At 69.3% G+C, this 15,659-nt stretch carries 12 protein-coding genes and 1 tRNA gene; 5 read left to right on the plus strand and 8 right to left on the minus strand.

What is annotated here, in order from left to right; all coding sequences use genetic code 11:
* Positions 1-193 precede the first annotated feature (193 nt).
* The gene (locus ACUN0C_RS16885; RefSeq protein ID WP_445467571.1) at positions 194-940 is read right to left on the minus strand and encodes a glycosyltransferase; all 747 of its coding nucleotides are present in this window, start codon (positions 938-940) and stop codon (positions 194-196) included.
* Positions 933-2,798, minus strand: coding sequence for a glycosyltransferase family 4 protein (locus tag ACUN0C_RS16890; RefSeq protein ID WP_445467572.1), 1,866 nt, complete (start codon positions 2,796-2,798; stop codon positions 933-935). The genes ACUN0C_RS16885 and ACUN0C_RS16890 overlap by 8 nt, the downstream gene beginning before the upstream one ends.
* 224 nt (positions 2,799-3,022) lie before the next feature.
* Here ACUN0C_RS16890 and ACUN0C_RS16895 point away from each other — a divergent pair, with 224 nt between their 5' ends.
* Positions 3,023-5,350 carry a glycosyltransferase family 2 protein gene (locus ACUN0C_RS16895; RefSeq protein WP_445467573.1) on the plus strand — a complete coding sequence of 776 codons (2,328 nt, stop codon included), beginning with the start codon at positions 3,023-3,025 and terminating at the stop codon, positions 5,348-5,350.
* Here ACUN0C_RS16895 and ACUN0C_RS16900 read toward each other — a convergent pair.
* From ACUN0C_RS16900 to ACUN0C_RS16910, 3 genes are all read right to left on the minus strand, one after another.
* Positions 5,331-6,128, minus strand: coding sequence for an ABC transporter permease (locus ACUN0C_RS16900; protein WP_445467574.1), 798 nt, complete (start codon positions 6,126-6,128; stop codon positions 5,331-5,333). The genes ACUN0C_RS16895 and ACUN0C_RS16900 overlap by 20 nt on opposite strands.
* Positions 6,129-6,214: 86 nt before the next feature.
* Positions 6,215-7,105, minus strand: a complete 891-nt coding sequence (rfbA, locus tag ACUN0C_RS16905) for a glucose-1-phosphate thymidylyltransferase RfbA (RefSeq protein ID WP_445467575.1) — start codon at positions 7,103-7,105, stop codon at positions 6,215-6,217.
* A gap of 386 nt (positions 7,106-7,491) precedes the next feature.
* Positions 7,492-7,567, minus strand: a tRNA-Ala gene (locus ACUN0C_RS16910).
* Positions 7,568-7,770: 203 nt separating this feature from the next.
* Here ACUN0C_RS16910 and ACUN0C_RS16915 point away from each other — a divergent pair.
* From ACUN0C_RS16915 to ACUN0C_RS16930, 4 genes are all read left to right on the plus strand, one after another.
* A complete protein-coding gene (locus ACUN0C_RS16915) occupies positions 7,771-8,151 on the plus strand; it encodes a hypothetical protein (protein WP_445467576.1) in 381 nt (126 codons plus the stop codon).
* Positions 8,152-8,170: 19 nt separating this feature from the next.
* A complete protein-coding gene (locus ACUN0C_RS16920) occupies positions 8,171-8,479 on the plus strand; it encodes a hypothetical protein (protein ID WP_445467577.1) in 309 nt (102 codons plus the stop codon).
* Between the two features lie 114 nt (positions 8,480-8,593).
* Entirely contained in the window at positions 8,594-9,619 is a 1,026-nt protein-coding gene (locus ACUN0C_RS16925) for a hypothetical protein (protein ID WP_445467578.1), read from the plus strand.
* Entirely contained in the window at positions 9,591-10,928 is a 1,338-nt protein-coding gene (locus ACUN0C_RS16930; protein WP_445467579.1) for a S8 family serine peptidase, read from the plus strand. Before ACUN0C_RS16925 ends, ACUN0C_RS16930 begins: the two co-directional genes overlap by 29 nt.
* 21 nt (positions 10,929-10,949) lie before the next feature.
* Here ACUN0C_RS16930 and ACUN0C_RS16935 read toward each other — a convergent pair whose 3' ends face one another.
* The 3 genes from ACUN0C_RS16935 to ACUN0C_RS16945 are packed head-to-tail and all read right to left on the minus strand — an operon-like array spanning position 10,950 to position 15,658.
* Entirely contained in the window at positions 10,950-12,302 is a 1,353-nt protein-coding gene (locus tag ACUN0C_RS16935) for an HlyD family type I secretion periplasmic adaptor subunit (protein WP_445467580.1), read from the minus strand.
* 10 nt (positions 12,303-12,312) lie between these two features.
* On the minus strand, positions 12,313-14,112 hold the full coding sequence (locus tag ACUN0C_RS16940) for a type I secretion system permease/ATPase (RefSeq protein ID WP_445467581.1): 1,800 nt from the start codon (positions 14,110-14,112) through the stop codon (positions 12,313-12,315).
* Positions 14,105-15,658, minus strand: a complete 1,554-nt coding sequence (locus ACUN0C_RS16945; RefSeq protein WP_445467582.1) for a hypothetical protein — start codon at positions 15,656-15,658, stop codon at positions 14,105-14,107. The genes ACUN0C_RS16940 and ACUN0C_RS16945 overlap by 8 nt, the downstream gene beginning before the upstream one ends.
* Position 15,659: the final 1 nt, after the last annotated feature.

Below are 15,659 nucleotides of genomic sequence, written 5' to 3' on the forward strand. Positions count from 1 at the left end.
ACGTCCGGCCGCAATCCGATCCACTCCGACGGTCCAGGCTCGGTGCCGCGACCGGTCGCGCATCAGGCCAAACCCAGAGGCCAGAGCGAGGAACGCGCGAGCGCGCCGACGCCGCAGTGGCGGCCGCCACCGCAACTTTCCCGTTGACCCGACGACCCGCGGCAGCCTTCCGGCACCTTCGCGGCGGTGCCCCTCATTTGGACAACGCCGACTTCGGCTGCGGCGGAGCGATCCACTCGAAGGACGACAGGCCCGTGGGCCGCGGTACCAGATCGTGGTCGGCGCTCGTCGCCAGCAGGGAGCGCCTCCGCCGCCGAATGAAATGCACCGTCCCCGGAACGGGGCGATGCGATATCCCCGCTTCGAGCGTGACGCAGTTCCAGTGCCAGTCCTCGTAGCCATAGCCGTCCTCGATCGAGATCGGCGCCCACGGGTAGCGCTCGAAGACGGTCCTGTGCGCAAAGGCGAGCGAAGTCCAGTAATTCGCCACGCGGAGGTAGCGTGCGTCGAAATCCGGGCCCTCGGAATCGACATGCCATCGCAGGTACTGCTCGGCCCCGAACACGACGTTCAGCTCCGGATGGGCGACAGTGGCGCGCCCGGCGCTGGAGCAGAAGCGGTACGCGTCGACAAGCCAGTTCTCGCCCCAGAGATCGTCGGCGTCGAGAAAGGCGACGAAATCGCCGGCCGACGCGGCGACGCCCGCATTCCGCGCCATCGGAAGATTCCCGAGATCGACGGTCAACACGTCCACGCCGTCGCCGGCGAGCGGCTCCAGCATCGTCCTGGTCGGCAGATCGGGGCGGTCGAGGATCGCAATCTCCTGCACCGACAGCCCCTCGGCCCGCGCGCGCGCCGCAGCGGCGCGGAAACTCCTGACGGACGGGCCGCAGATGGCGCCCTCGCGATGGGCGTTGAGGACGATGGCGACGTCAGGCACGGGTTCTCCTCGCGAGCGCCTCGGCAAGTGCCGCATCATAGGCCTCCGGCCGGTGCCGTTCGAGGACGCGGCTCCTCAGCCTCGCCGCCCTGCGTGCGGCCTCGCCCGGATCCGCGAGCAATTTGCGGAGGGCGGCGACGTAGGCATCGGCATCGTCCGGATCCTCCACCACCCAGCCGCAATCCGGACCGACGATCTCCCGAACGCCGCCGACGCCGCTCGCCACGACCGGAATGCCGAGCGCCCCGACCTCCACCAGCATGTTCGGCCGACCGTCCCAGGCAGACGTGTAGAGCCAGCCGGCCGCCGCCTGGAGCGGCAGTTCGGTCGGGCTTCCGAACGGGCCCTGTATGGCGAGGTTCGGCGGCAGAACGCCGGCGTCCGCCGGGTCGTCGAGAACCGGCTTTCCCCAGCATGCGAACCGCACGTCCGGCATCGCGGCGGCGATCCGCACGACGAGGTCGAATCGCTTCTGGCGGTCGAACCGGCCGGCCCAGAGGATGAGAGGCCCGTTGGCGTCCCGAGGCGCATTCGGATCCCAAGAGGTCTGCGGCACGAGCCGGAGCGGCGTCGCGAGCGTGACGATGCGGTCGCGGTAGGCCGGCGGCAGGGCATAGACCCCGGTCAGGTCCTCGCGCATGAAATCGCTGTCGGTGAACACGCCGGCGAGGTTCGGCAGCGCCTCGCTGAAGAAGGCGGACGCGAAGCCCACGCGTTGGCCGGACGGTGTCCTGTCCCAGCAGAAGAGATAGGCGTAGAGGTCCATGCGGGCGGCGAGCTGACGCCCGTAGCGGCGACACGCACCCCACAAGAGGCGGCTGTTCACGTTGAACACGGAATGCGGCCGCAGGCCCGTCAGGAGCGTGTAGAGCAACCGCTCCGAGCCGTCCGGGCCGATGGCCCGGGTCATGTCGGATAGGTCGACCGTCTCCACGCCGGCCGGGAACCAGTCGAGTCGCTCGAAATGCTCCGAATCGGTGCGCAGGACGAGGATGCGGTCGTCGGGCCGGAGCCGCCGAAGGGCCTGCGTCAGCAACCCAGCCGTGAGGTCCGCCCCGCCCATCCGGCAGAAGGGGATCACCACCAGGATGTCGTAGCGTCGCGCGGCGAGCCGGCCCTCCAGATCGACATGGGCGTGGTAGAGGAGATCGTCCGACGGCGGTCGCCTGATCGCAAAGGTGTCGAGCCGATCGCCGATCTCCGGCTCCAGATCGCTCGCCTGCCGCAGCACTTCGGCGAAGGCCGGCGAAGCGAGCAGTTCGCGCTCGCGCGCGCGCCTGGCCGCGTGATCCTCGGCCGACGCCCCGGCGTCCATCTGACTGAGAAGCGCCCGGTAGAAGGGCGGCAGGTCGGGTCGGCGGCTGCGCCACACCGGGCCGACGAAACTGGCGCCTGCAGAGGGAATCCGGCCTTCGGCCGCGCCGTACTTCAGGAAATGCTCGAAGCCCCACCGACCGGCGGCGGAGACGTCCTTGTGGATCTCCAGATAGAAGGCTTCGTCGAAGACCGGCGTCGGGACGATCCGCCGCTCCACGCCATGGCTCAGCCAGTGCCGGAACGCATTCTCGCCGGGGCCGCACGCCGGCAGGCCGGCCGCGCTCGCAGCTTCCAGATAGAAGGGCGCATCGAAGAGCGGAGAGGGCTCGAGGCCGCGCGCCGATCCCTCCACCATGAAATGGCGGAAGGCATCGTCGTCCGGAAGGTCGTCGGGAAGGCCCGCCACGCGCCGATAATGATCCGCCAGGAACATCGCCCGGGCGAGCGTGTCCGGGTCGGATCGACCGCCGCCGGCCGATCCCGCAGGCTTCCGCCCGATCAGCCGCATCACCCGGTGGACGGCGCGCTTCACCGCGGGCACCGATCGAGGATCGGACACTGTGCCACCGGACGTAGCGCGATCAGCAACGGAATGGAATCTCGCGGCAAAAACGGACCGGTCGCGTTGTGCAGGCCTATGGCCATGGCATAACGGCATGGCCGACCTTCCCGCAAGTCGCGCGATTCCCGGTTCGCCGCCCGGGCGGGTGGAAACCGGCCCGCCGCGCGGGATGGGGGGAGGAGGCGCCGGACCGCAGGAACGCAATGGCGATTAGCTTCAAGAAAATCGTTCGCAGGCTCGGCTCCCGGCTGGCCGCCGAGCCGCGTCGGCGAAGCGAGGCTCGAAAGGAGGGGCAAGAGGAGGGGCAATACGAGGGGAACAGGGCGGAGGCGGCGCGCCTGATCGCGGAATCGGGCCTTTTCGACGAAGCGTTCTACAGGGAGAGCTACGCGATCGGCCACGAGGCGGACGCGATCTCCGACTACCTGGCGGAGGGCTGGAGCGCCGGCCGGAAACCGAACCCGCTGTTCGACCCGGCCTATTACCTGTCGCTCAACCGGGACGTCCTGGAAAGCGGGATGGAACCGCTGACGCACTTCATCCTCTACGGCGCGCGGGAGCGCCGCAGCGCGTCGCCGGCGTTCCTGACGCGCTACTACGTGGAGCGGAACCCGGAGGTGCTGGCGACGGGGATGAACCCGCTCCGCCACTATCTGGAACGCGGGCGCGCCGAGGGCCTGCCGGCGCGGGTCACGGCCGGGGAGCGTGCCGGCTATCTCGCGTCGAAGGCGCCACGGCTTCCGACGCGCCCCGATCGGCTGTTCTCGCGCTATCCGACGCTCAACGGCATCTTCCTGCTCCTCGACGGCGCGAACGACGACCGTCTCGCCGAGGGGCTGCTCCGCGCGATCGCGCCGTTCAGGATCCCGGTGGTGCCGGTGACTGCGGGCGGACGCGACGCCGGCCGGCCGCTGCCCGGTGGACCCGAGATGCTGGATTTCGATGCCTTCCTGGCGGATGCGGGCGGCGATGCCGGCAGAGCCTGGAACGAGCTGGCCGGTGCGCTCCAGGCGCGGGCGATCTCGGTCGGGCTCGCGCTGTCGCTGCCGGCCGCGCGCTACCTGCCGCCGCTCCGCCGCCGGGGCCTGCGGGTCGCGGCCCTCGGCCCCGGCGCCTCCGGGGCCGAGGCCGAGGCCGAGCTCGACGGCGCGCTTTCCGCGAGTTTCTTCGCCGACCTGGTGGTGAGCACCGGTGCGCCGCCGGACTGGGCGGGCGGGCTCCCGGAGGAGCGGGTCGTCACGCTGGCGGGCGATCCCCGGACGCCCGATGCGGCCTTCGTGCGCGAGCTCCTCGCCGCGCTCGAGGCGGGAGCAGCGGGGCTGCGGCGGATCCGTGGCGAGGGCCGGGCGCGGCGCGGCGACGTCTCGGTCGGGCTGCCGGCCTACAATGCCGAGCGCGACATCGAGGAGCGCGTCTGGTCGATCTTCGAGCAGTCGGTGCTGCCGGCCGAGATCATAGCCTTCGACGACGCCTCGAAGGACCGGACGCTTGATTGTCTCTACCGGCTTTCGGCGCTTTCCCCCGTGCCGATGCGGATCGAAGGCTCGGAGAGGAATTCCGGCTCGCCCTACGTGCAGTGGCGGAAGTGCCTTGAAGCTGCGCGCGGCGAATGGTGCTGGATCGCGGAGAGCGACGACGTCGCCCATCCCGCCTTCCTGGAGGAGATTGGCCGCCTCGCCGGCACGGACGAAAGCTGCGCGATCGCCTATGCGCGCTCGACCGCGGCGGACGCGCATTCGCGCATCCATTCGCGCGACCAGGACGAGTACCTGAAGCGCATCGCGCCCGGCCGCGACTGGGACCAGCCGTTCCGTGCCGAGGGCCGAGCGGAGATCCGCGCCTGCCTGTACCTCGGCAACATCATCCCGAACGTGAGCGCGGCTCTCCTCAGGCGCAGGGCCGCGCTCGCATGCATCGAGGCGGCCGCGGACTTCCCGCGGCTCGGCGACTGGGCGCTCTACGCCGCCATGCTGGAGCGGGGATCGCTCGCCTACTCGCCGCGGCGGCTGAACCTGCACCGCCGGCACGGCGAGGGGGTGATCGCGGGGGCGCAGCGGCAGGCGGTTTTCCATGTCGAGCGGGCGGCCCTCCAGGTCCGGATCGCGGAGGCAGGCCTGCTGGAGCCCGCCCAGGTGGAGGCGATCGCCGCTTTGCAGCTGGAGGAGTTCCATGTCCTCTTGGGGCTCGAGGATGCCGCCGACGACAGCTTCCTGCGCGTCTTCCATGCCTGGCTGCGCGACATCGCCGGCGGCCGCGTGGGCACGCGGACGAACGCGCTCGCCCTCGTCTCGGTGGACGGTGCCTGCGGCGCGCTGCGGGACCTGCAGCGGGCGCACCGACTGTGGGTGGCACCGGCCGGTGCATTCGCGGGAGAGCTGGGCTGCCCCGAAGGCGTCGGGGTCCTGCCGGAGCTGTCGCCGGAGGAGCTTGCACGCTTCTGCAGGCTCGCCCGGATCGAGCGGATCGCACCCTTCGGCGCAGCGGCGGAACGCTTGGCCGAGACGCTCGGGCCTAGCGCTCCACCATCTTGACGACGGCGGTCTTCTCGAAGACGAGCGCCGTCACCAGGAGGATGACGGAGAGCGAGAGGACGTAGTTCACGCTCATTACCGGAATGTAGTCGAAATAGATCCCGTACCTGAACCACTCAAGGCAACTCATGATCGGGTTCCAGGTCAGGTACTGCAGCACCTCCGGCGGCAGCTGCGAGGGCACGAAGAAGATGCCGGAACTGATGAACAAGGGCAGGCCCATCAGCGACCAGATCCGCTCCCAGACCGGAAACAGCAGCCCGATCACGGCGTTGAAATAGCCGACACTCGCCCCGAGCAGGATGATGGCCGCGATGGCCGAGATCACCGTACCGGGATGATGGACGATGGTGATGTCCTCGGTCACGCGCAGGATCAGCCAGGCGATCAGGAGGACGACGGTCTTCGTCGCCGATTCGAGCAGCGTGCGGGCCACCACCGTGTCTATAGGCTTGACGATCGGATAGGCGAGGAGCTGCTGGTTCGAGCGGATCGCGGTGGTCACCTGCCCGGCGATGCCGGCGAACATGCGATACGGAATGATCCCGCTGGCGTAGAACAGCGGGATGCTCTGCCCGTATTGCGGGTGGCTCGAGATCAGCGCATGGACGTAGATGAACGCCCCGGCGAGCGCGAGCGGCTCGATGATGGCCCAGGCGAAGCCGAGCTTGTTGCGGCCGTACCGCGTGCGGACCTCGCGCATGATGAGTGCGCCCACGACGCGCATGAAGATCGTGACCGAAGACGGCCGAACGTATGGACCGCCAATGTCGGTCATCCGGTTGAACGTGCCATGGCTGCGACCTGCATCGAGATTATCGCCATCCTAGCGGATGGAGCGCGTGAAGCCCATCCGCGCTCGGGCTACGGGCCCCGGCGATCCGTGGCGATCTGGGCTGCGAATTTCGCAAGGTACTGCCCGTAGGCGGACTTGCCGAGCCGCTCGGCCTGCCGGCCGACCTGCTCCGCGTCGATGAAGCCCATTTCGTAGGCGACCTCCTCGAGGCAGGCGATCTTCAGGCCCTGCCGGTGCTCGATGGCGCGGATGAACTCGCCGGCCTCCAGCAGCGATTCGTGCGTGCCGGTGTCGAGCCAGGCGTAGCCGCGGCCGAGGCGCTCGACCTTCAGGCTCTTGCGGTCGAGGTAAAGCTGGTTGAGGTCGGTGATCTCGAGCTCGCCCCGCGCCGAGGGGCGGATGGTCTTGGCGAGGTCGACCACCTCGCCGTCGTAGAAATACAGCCCGGTGACCGCCCAGTTCGATTTCGGCCTTGCCGGCTTCTCCTCAAGCGACAGGGCGCGAAACTCGGAATCGAAATCGACCACGCCATACCGCTCGGGGTCCTGGACCCAATAGGCGAAGACGGTCGCGCCGTCGGGCCGCTCCGCCGCTTGCCGCAGCAAGGTGGAGAGGGCGTGGCCGTAGAAGAGGTTGTCGCCGAGCACGAGCGCACACGGTTCGCCCGCGATGAAGTCCTCGCCGATGAGGAAGGCCTGCGCCAGTCCCTCGGGCCGGGGCTGCTCGGCATAGCTCAGGCTGATGCCCCATTCCGAGCCGTCGCCGAGAAGGTCCCGAAAGGTCGGGACGTCGCGCGGCGTCGAGATGATCAGGATGTCGCGGATCCCGGCCAGCATGAGCGTCGACAGCGGATAGTAGATCATCGGCTTGTCGTAGACCGGCAAGATCTGCTTGCTGACCGACTTCGTGATCGGGTGGAGCCTGGTCCCGCTGCCCCCGGCAAGCACTATACCCTTCATCCTGGCCTCTTGATCCTTGGCTGCATGTTATCGAGACGATCCGGCGCGGCGCACCCGCATCGGACCCGGGAAGCCCGGTCCGCGGGTGCTCCGGAGGACGCAAGAGTCATGCCCGAAAGGCGGCCGCAGGGGTCACGATCTCCGCCGCTCTTCGTAGCGGCAGCGGCACCGGCCCACAAGTCGATAAACATTTAGGCATTTTGAACAGAGATGGGTGCCGGAATGCGAGGCGAGGGCGGATTCCGGGTCGCCGGCAGGGTGCGAGATCCCCGGGAAGAACGTCCGCCTCGGGCGGCGTGCCAAGCGGGCAGTGCTGCAAGGAAACCAAACGGCGTTGCTCCCTTGGCGAGTCGGCGGAAACTATCGAAGGTCCGGATCGGGTGCGTTGGTGGAGCCGAGGGGAATCGAACCCCTGACCTCTGCAGTGCGATTGCAGCGCTCTCCCATCTGAGCTACGGCCCCAGGCGCACGATGGGGTGCCCGTGCGGCGAGGCGCATTTAGGGTTCGGCCCCAGAGGGTGTCAAGCGCGATCGGCGCTTCTCCGGGCCGGTTCCGACGCCGCGTTCGGGATCTCTCATCGAAAGTGCGCGTGTCGCCCGTGCTGGACCGGGTAGCGACCAATTGCTATAGATGCCGCCCTTTCCCAAAGCATCCGGAGCCATTGATGAAGTTGGACCTATTCGCCAGCCGCATTCACCGTGCGTATTTCGTTGGCGGTGTCGTGCGCATCGAGTTCGCTTCGCTGCAGGCCGACGCGAAGGGCGAGGCCTCCGCGGATGCGGAGACGACCGCCGAGGATGTCAGCTTCACCGTGTCGATCCCGATGAGCGGCTTCACGCGGTCGGTCGGCGTGCTCCGGAACGTCTACCAGGACCTGATCCAGCGCGGGATCCTGCGCAAGCAGGAGGGCGGACAGCAGGGCGCCGGGCCCCAGGGTGCCGGGCCTGGCGGCCCCGGACCGGGAGGCATGCGCGGCGGCCAGCCGAGGCTGCGGGATCTGACTGCGGACGACGAAGGCACCGGCGGCGGCCAGCCGCTCGTCTGATCGCAGGGAGGGACGTCGAATGACCAATTCAGTGGCGCGGCACTTCGTCGAGAAGGTCACCGCGATCGAGCCCGATCCGGAAACCGGGATCGTCAAGCTCACCTTTGCCGTCGAGGACAAGTCCGGATCGGAAGACGTCGTCCAGTTGATCATCTCCGCCGGCCGCCTTCAGGCCGCGTTCCAGAAGATCGGCGAGACGATGCAGAAGACGATGGGCGGCGGCGGCGGCAGGCCGGGCGGCGGTGGCCGCCCGGGCGGACCGCCTCGGCCCGGCGGGAAGGGCGCGCCGCCGCCGAACCTGAATTTCACGGACATCACGAAGGAATAGTGCGGGCGCCGGCGGCACCGCCGCTCATCCGGAACAGAGTGCCGGCCCGACGGCCCGGCACGAAAGCCGAACCCGCCGCCCCCCTGCAGGCCAGCCGCCAGGAGCCCACGGCCCATGCCAAAGCGCCGGTATATCCATATCGGATACCCGAAATGTGCCTCGACCTCGATCCAGATCACGTTCTTTCCGGATCATCCCGAGCTCTATCACCTCGGCAACGGCTGGAACAAGAACAACAACCGCTACATAGACGACGCGGTGACCAACGTCGCTGAAGTCGATCTCCGCTACAAGCGCGAGTTCATCTACGACTCCCAGCAGGCGAAGGCGGCGTTCGAGCCGCATTTCGAAGCGGCCGAGGCGGACGAGAAGACCAAGGCGGTCGGACTTTCTTCCGAATTCCTGTCGTTCACGCTCGGCAATGAGGTCGACGTCGTGACCAAGGCGAAACGCCTCCACGAAATCTTTGGCGACGACACCTGCGTCGTCTTCGTATTCCGGGAGCAGCTCAGCCTGCTGAAGTCGCTCTATACCGAGATGGTGAAGGGCGGGTATCCGGGCACGTTCCGGAAGTTCCTCGAGTACACCTATCTCTTCCAGGACCGGAACTGGTGCCGCGAGTTCTGTTTCGACAAGGTCTTCGATCTCTATGCGGGCCTGTTCGGACGCGAGAACGTGTGCGCCGTGCCGTTCGAGCTGCTCAAGGCCGACGAGAAGGCCTTCGTCGCGCGCCTGTGCGACGGCATCGGCGTGAGCCGGGTCGAGCTGCAGATGCGCGAGCTCAACAAGCAGGGGCCGTCGCTCGGCGTCTACGAACTGATGCGCCGGTTCAACGAGAAGTTCCCGCACGAGTTCGGCGGCGCATTCTACGAGCCGTTCAGCTGCATGCGGATGCGGACCTATTTCCAGAACGAACTCGGCGTCGCGGTTCCGCACGAAAGGGCCGCGGACGACTTCATCCGCATGCCGCTCTCCAAGGGCGCGCAGCAGCTCCAGCAGCACAATCCTGCGCCCGATATCGACCTCAATTTCCCGCCAGCCTTGGTCGAGCGGCTGACGGCGATCTATGCGCCGTCCAACGCCCGCCTGGCGGAGCAGACAGGGGTCGATCTTGCGGGATACGGATACAGGCTGCCCTAGCACCGGAACATCGACGGCGGCGGCGCGTGTCGCGCTCGCGTGCCTTGCCATCCTTCTCCTCGCGCAGCCGGCGGCGGCTGCCGCAGCCGAGGACTTCGTCCTCGAGGCGGCCGGACGCGTCTGCCGCGGCGGCGTGGCAACGCCGCCCGCGGAGGGCGCCGCCCTGGAGAGCGAAGACCGTTTCCGGCTCCGGGACGAGATGGGCTGGATGCGCCTCTGGCGTTTTCCGGGCGGGTCTCTCAAGGTGACCGGCATCCGGCGCGGGCCAGGCGCTGGCGCCATGTTCTTCATCGACTATCACGAAGGTCCCGCCGGCAACGAGCGGCCGCTGATGCGCGCCGTCGTCGATCAGTCGTGCCGGGTGCTGGGCGGCCGCAAGATCGTCTACCGGGAAAGCGACGGCGCGGCGACGGCGGAAGCCGTGCAGCCCCTCGACGCCGCGATGCGGCCTCAGGGCCAGCCGGCACCCCTCAACCCGCCGGTGCCGGACGGAACCGGCGGCCGCGACTGCACCCGGGTGGCGCTACTCGACAACGGCGTCAACTATCTCGAGCCCGAGATCGAGGCGCGGCTGGCCCGGGACCCGGACGGTCGCCTGGTCGGCTACGATTTCTGGGACGAGGACGACCGGCCGTTCGATTTCGGCGTCCCGCCCGGATCGAAGGATCCACGGGTTTCCGCCTTCTCGCCCCGGCGCCACGGCTCGATGGTGGCGAGCGTCTTCATCCGCGACGCGCCCCGGCAGGTCTGCATCGTGCCTTACCGGTACTTCCCGCAGGACCCGGAGCGGAAGATCGGGGCGATCGTCGAGCGCGCTGCCGCGGACGGCGTGCGGGTCGTGAGCATCTCTTCGGGACGGTCGCGGCCCTGGCCGGACTTCGAGGAGGCGATGCGGCGCCATCCGGACATGCTGTTCGTGATCGCGGCCGGCAACGAGGGCGCCGACCTCCGCAACACGCCGAACTATCCCGCCAGCTACGACGTGCCGAACGCCGTGGTGGTGGCCGCCGCCGATGAGACCCACGGCCTCTGGGCCAGGAGCAATCACGGCGCGGGCGTGGTCCATGTCGCCGTCCGCGCGACCGACCTGCCGGGCCGGCGGTTCGACGGCTCGCCGGCGGAACTCACCGGCACGAGCTTCGCTTCGCCGCGCATCGCCGCGGTGGCGGGGGCGATCGCGGCACGGGATTCCGCGCTCTCGGGGGCGGAACTGCGGGCCGAGATCCTTGCGCTGGCGCACGCCACGGGCGTCGTCGCCGCCGACATCCCGGTCCTAACCGACGAGGCGATCGCGGCGGCGGTTCGCTGACGAGGCGGATGCAACCGGTTCTCAGCTCTCGCGGAAGCTCTTCTGCGCGGACTTGAGGATCGGGTCGATCAGGTAGTCGACGAACGTCCGCTCCCTGGTGACGATCAGGGCCTGAACGCTCATGCCCGGAACCATGCGGATCCGCGGCCCGAGATCGTCGAGCTCCGACGGTGGCACCTTGATCTTCACGAGATAGTACGATTCCCCCGTGGCGCTGTCGACGAGGCTCGACGCCGAAACCGTTTCCACCGTGCCCTCGATGAGCGGCATTTCCCGGGTGGGGTATGCGAGGAGCTGGAGGCGGGCGGTCTGCCCGGCATGGACCGCGTCGATGTCGTTCGGCTGCACGCGCGCGTCGATGATGAGCTCGTCTTCCGCCGGCACGATATCCATGACCGTGGCGCCGGGCTCTATCACGCCGCCGATCGTGTGGAGGCGGAGATTGAGGATCGTCCCCTCGACGGGCGAGCGGACGACGGTGCGCTCGAGCGTGTCGCGGCTCGCCGCAATCTTCTCCGCCACCGACTGAATCTGGCCGCGAACGCTCACCAGTTCGGAGATCACCTCGTCGAGCCGCGTCGCCTTCGCCTGGGCGATCTGCAGCGTGGTCGTCTTGACCAGTTCCGTTCGGGTCGTGATCTGGCTTTCCAGCGAAGCCTTCTTCTCCTCGCGTTCGGCGAGCGACTGCTGGACGTCGAGCACCCTGGAGATCTTCTCCAGGCCGCGGCTGCGCAGGTCGTCGACGAGATCGATCTCCTGCTTGATGAGCGTGAGCGCGCGGCCGATCGCCTCGACCTGGATGTTCAGGCCGCGGACCTCGGCTTCGTATTGGCGAACGGTCTGGTCCATGATCGCGAGGTTGCTTTCGAGCGTCGCCTTGCGCGTGGCGAACTGGCGCTCCTCCGCCTCGACGATCTCGGCCACGGCGGCGACCGTCTCCGCCTCGCGGCGCAGTTCGGCCGGGAACTCGGGGCGGGCGTCGTCCTCGCCGTGGAGGTAGCGCCATTCCGCGTCGAGGCGCGCCCGGCGCGCGACCAGGCTGCGGTGCTCGACGAGCTGCTGCTCGAGTGCGGAGCGGGCCTTGGTGTCGTCGAGCACGACGAGCACGTCGCCGACGGCGACGACCGAGCCGTCGCGCACCTCGATGCTGCGGACGATGCCGCCTTCGAGGTGCTGGATGGACTTGCTGTTCGTGTCGGGACTGACGACGCCGACCGCCACCGCCGCGCCCGAGAGCGGCGCCGTCAGGGCCCAGGTCCCGAAGCCGCCGAAGAAGCCGGCTATGGCGAATGCGCCGATCGCGACGGGCGTGCGGAGCATGCCGCCGAGGCGGGGCCGCCCGGCGCCGGCGGACTGGCCGATGGATCTGGTCATGTTCATTTCCTCAGCCATTGCCGCTCGGCCCGCTCACCGCCTGGAGCGCGATGCGGCGCTGGGGTCCGCCGCCGCGCTCGATCCGGCCCTGGCCGTTGTCGCGCAGCCGCTCCATCACCGCCTTCGGCTCGCCATAGGCCTCGATCATGCCGTCGCGCAGCAGCAGGAGGCGGTCGCAGATTTCCAGCAGCGTCGGCCGCTGCGAGACCAGCACGATGGTGCTGCCCTGCTCGCGCAGCTGGGCGAGGTTTTCGATGAGGGCGGCCTCCGAGCTGCGGTCCAGGAACGTGGCGGGCTCGTCGAGCACGATGAGCCGGGGGCGGCCGTAGAGCGCGCGCGCGAGCGCGATGCGCTGGCGCTCGCTCCGCGACAGGATGAGCGTGTCGTTGTCGACGATCGTCTCGTAGCGGTCGGGCAGCTCGATGATGGCCGAATCGATGTTCGCCATACGCGCGGCCTCGACCACCGCGCTGTTGCGCCCCTCGCGGGTGGCGGGCTCGAGGCGGGCGATGTTGTCGGCGATGCTGGCATGGAAAAGCATCGGGTCCTGCGGCAGGTAGCCGATGTGGCGGCCGATGTCCCCGGACAGCTGGCGGTGCAAGTCGGCATTGTCGAGGCGGACGCTGCCGCCGGTCGGCGCGACCACCCCGACCAGCATCCGCAGCAGCGTGCTCTTGCCGGAGGAGGACGGGCCGAGCACGCCGAGCATCTCGCCGGGCCGGACCTCGAAGCTGAGCGGCCGGAGCACCGGCCGGCCGCGCCCCTGCGGCATGAAGAGTGCCTGCTGCAGGACGAGGTGCCCCTCCGGCCGCGGCGCCTCGTAGGGGACGTCGGCGCGCGCGTCGACGGCGGCGAGCTGCTGCTGGATGCGGCCGCGGGCCTGCCAGGTGTTGACCATGCCCCGCCAGGCCGAGATCGCCTGGTCGACGGGGGAAAGCGCGAGCGAAAGCAGGATCGCGCCGGCGATCATCACCCCGGACGTGACCTCGCCCTCGAGCACGAGATAGGCGCCGGTCGCATAGGTCAGGACCTGGGCGAGCTGGCGGATGAAGCGGGTCAGGCCGGTGATCGACGCATTGCGCTCGTTGACGCGCTCGTCATCGTCGCGGGCCGACCGGCGGATGGTGTCGAGCCGCGCCAGGAAGGCGTCGAGGAGGCCCATCGCGTGGATGATCGCCGCATTGTGGCTGCCGCGCTCGACCTCCTGGAACAGGCGGTTGGATTGCGCCTGCGCCGCCATCTGGCGGTTGCGGATCAGGATGTCGTTGATGCCCGCGAGCAGCAGGAGAAGGATCGCTGCCGCCACCGTCAGGAGCCCGAGCCAGGTGTGGAGCAGGAAGATGACCAGGATGAAGATGGGCGTCCACGGCGCGTCGAGCAGGGTGGCGAAGCCCTGCGAGGAGATGAACTGCCTCACCATGCTGAGGTCGCGGACCGCCTGGCTGCCCATCGACCGGCCGACGAGCTGGCCGTCGAGGCTGGCGGTCAGCACCGGTCGGAACAGGCGCTCCTCGAGCCACTGGCCGATGCGGTTCTGGATCACCTTCTGCACCGCGAGGAGCGTCGAGGCCACGACGAGCGCGAGCGCGGCGATCAGCGTCAGGTAGAGGAGGGTGTCCTCGCTGCCGCTCGAGAGCACCCGGTCGATGATCTGGAGCATGTAGAGCGGGATCGTGAGCTTCAGCAGGTTGGAGAACAGGCTGAACGCAAGCATGACGGCGAAGGCGGGCTTGACCGCGCGCATGGCCTCGTTGAGGGGCGTCTGGGGCGCGGCGCCGGGACGGAGCCGGGGCGGTCTGCGGTCACTCATCACTCGCTCCGCTCTCCCCTGCCGCCCGTCCCGTGGGGACGGGCCGCTTCTTGCCGTTTGCGCCGACGCGCCGTGCCGGCCTGCCGCCCTGCGCCGGGGCGACCTCGATCGGCCCGCCGGGCTTCACCCCGAGGGCTTCCGCGAGTGCGACGACGAGCGGAGGCGTGGAATGGTTCAGGATGAGAGTGGTCTCTCCCTGAGTCACCCGCAAGGCCCGGCTCGCCTGGAGCGCGCGGGCGAGCGCCGGCCAGGTCACGGCCTGCCCCGTCGCGCGCCTGCATTCCGCCGTCAGCACGTGTCGCAGCGCAAAGCCGAGGAGGGCCATCCTGGTCCAGCCCGCGAGGGCGGCTTCCAGCTCGAGCCCGCCGTGCTGCCACTCGAGCAGCGCGCTGCCGAAGTCCGCCATCTCGGTTTCCCAATCGGCTGCCGTCGACGCCGCCGCGTACATCTGCGCCACCGCAGCGGGGGGATCGGGCAGGTTCGTCGCCAGCAGCGTGAGGCCGTCCCAGTCCGCCGCTTCCTGGAGCTTTCGCTTGGCCGCGGCCGCAAAGCCGGGCGGGATGCCGAGCCGGCCAACGGCGTGGTCGAACCGGACGCCCTGCAGATGGCGCAGCCGACGTTCTCCTTCCGCGGCGCGCTTGCAGAGGAAGCGGACGTAGCGCGGCGCGCGGCCGGCCCCGGCGTTCTGCCCCTGCGGCTTCACTTCGTGGGCCTCGAACGGCCCATCGGCGCCGTCCTCCGCGTGCACGCCGCCGCGGAGCATGGCGACGTAGGGAATGTCGCGTTCGGCCAGGGCGGCTGCGACCCGCTCGTTGATGGCGGCGCCGTCCCCGATCACGATCATGCGACGCGCCTGCAGCCGGTCGCGCAGGCGCGCGCCGAGGGACGCGACGACCTCGTGGATGGGGATCTGGTGCGGCCAGTGCTCGTAATCCACGGCGACGCCCGACGGCAGAATGGCGAGGCCGAACACGATGCCACGGATCGGCGAGAGCCGCCCGGTGCCTCTCCCGCCGAGCCGGACCGCGAGCAGGATGTCGTCGGCTCCGTCGCGGGCGAAGGCCCTGGCAAGGCCGTCCGAAACGATCGTCTCCGTTCCGCCGGCCGCATTCTCGCCGACCCCCTCTCTCCGGCCGAGGCGCGGCAGGAGGCTGGCCATCCCGTCCTCCCACTGCCGACCTCGCTGAGGGAACACCACCTCCTGCAGGAGGGATCGCAAGTGAACGGGTGCGCGTACCAGGCGGGCGAGCTGGCGCTGCGTCTCGATCAGGCCGGAGCGATCGAGGGCGGCGGATACGAGCGCATGGGCGAGGCCGCCGTCGTGATCGACCGAAACGGGCCGAGTCGCGTGCGGAGAGAGGAACAGCCCCGTGCGGCTGAGGCCGGCGCCATTGTCCAGCAGCCGGTCGAACTCGGCGCTTCCGGCAATGCCGTCGAGCCGGCCGAGGCTTGCGCGCACGACCTGGCGGGGCCGCCCGTCCACCCGGACGCTTTCGACGAGCTGAAGGTATTCGCTACCGTGGGCTGCTTTGCGCCGGAAGAACATG

The organism is Faunimonas sp. B44, assembly GCF_052655945.1.